General features: G+C 39.7%; 1 protein-coding gene. It reads left to right on the plus strand.

Going from position 1 to position 1,641, the window contains the following annotated elements:
• The first annotated feature begins 117 nt into the window (after nt 1-117).
• Nucleotides 118-1,407 (plus strand): IS1380 family transposase, encoded by a 1,290-nt coding sequence (locus J4051_RS18775; protein ID WP_208235423.1) that lies wholly within the window; start codon nt 118-120, stop codon nt 1,405-1,407.
• The last annotated feature ends 234 nt before the right edge of the window (nt 1,408-1,641 follow it).

Here is a 1,641-nt window from a genome sequence, read left to right on the forward strand (position 1 = left end):
TCCCGATAGCTCCTTGAATCCGCAAGTCTTCCAAAAAAAATGCCGCAAAACCTTATTGGATAAAGCTTTGCAGCTGTGTAATATTCACTTAAATTAGTGTTGACCAATACTACAGATGTGAAGATAATAAAATCAGATCCGATATCCGCTTTCGGTGGAGCAAATTTTGTTTTTGACTACCTGAACAAGATGAATGTCGACCAAATTTACAATGATGTCCTGCCTCCAATGCCCAGTCAGAGCAAGTATTCATGGAAGGACATTTTCTATTCCCTCAAATCGGTCTATCTCTGTGGAGGAGATTGTATTGAAGACCTACAGAGCCATTTGAAAACGCATTTCGCTAACAATCCCTTTGTAAAACTGGCAAGTCCCGACACTGTTCTGAGAAGGCTGTCCCAGCTTGCCGAACGGACCCAGACCTGTCAGACCAAGAGAGGCGTTGTGACACATCAATACTGCACAAACACAAAACTGGAGGGTCTCAATATAGATATCCTTAAAAAACTGGGGGTTTTTAAATCCGACAAGCTTACTGTGGATTACGACAACACAATCGTTTTCAATGAAAAACAGGACAGCAAGATGACCTACAAAAAAGGGTATGGGTATCAGCCGGGCGTATGTACGATAAACGAAGAGCATATCCTTTATATTGAGAACAGAAACGGGAACTCCGATGCAAAGTCTTTTCAGGCAGATACCCTTGAAAGAGTATTTGATCTATTGGAGTCCAAAAAGATCAATAAAATAGATTATTTCAGAGCTGACGCGGCATCGTACCAATTCGATGTCATTTCTTTATTGCAAAACAAGGTGGGCTGCTTTTATATAGGATGTCGGAACAGTTATGTCGAAAAACATTTTCCCCAAGTTGGCAAGTGGGAAAAAATGGAAGATAAGGACGGCCCTCTTGAAGTAGGGTCAATTTATATAGTCCCCTTTAAAAAATATGTGGGAACAAAGGAAGTGGCCCAAAAATACAGGCTGGTCGTAAAAAGGAAACCAAAAAAGGGCGGGCAGATAGACCTGTTCACTCAAGACGCCTATGAGTACAGGGCTATACTGACAAACGATTTTGACCAAGAGACCAAGAGCGTTGCAGCTTTCTATAATCAACGGGGGAATATGGAACGCCAGTTTGATATTCTTAAAAATGATTTTGGCTGGAACAACATGCCATTTTCGTCATTGGACAAAAATCTTGTGTTCCTGTATTTTACGGCAATATTCAGGAATCTTTACAACAGGATTATTCGATATTTCTCTGAAAGGAACGAGTTCTTGAAACCAAATTTCAGGATAAAAAAGTTTATTTTCAGGTTCATCACCCTGCCCGCCAAATGGGTCAGACAGAGCAGGCAGCTCAAGCTAAGGATTTACACATCTAAAGATTACCAAACTTAGCGATAGTAAGAAAAATGCAATAACGGAGAATTTTGAAAGTCTGAAAAAACTCGGACATGGGCACTATTGATCCAATTGAAGAAAATGGGCGTTTTCAAACTCGAACAAGAGAATAGTTCTATATCAAAAATAAAAAGCAGTTCAACAATATCTCGAAAACAAGGAACAGGAACATTTCCACTCTCAAATCCTTAAAAAAGGATACCCTTTAAAATAGACATGCGGATTTTAGGA

Source organism: Gelidibacter pelagius (assembly GCF_017581925.1).
GTDB lineage: Bacteria > Bacteroidota > Bacteroidia > Flavobacteriales > Flavobacteriaceae > Gelidibacter > Gelidibacter pelagius.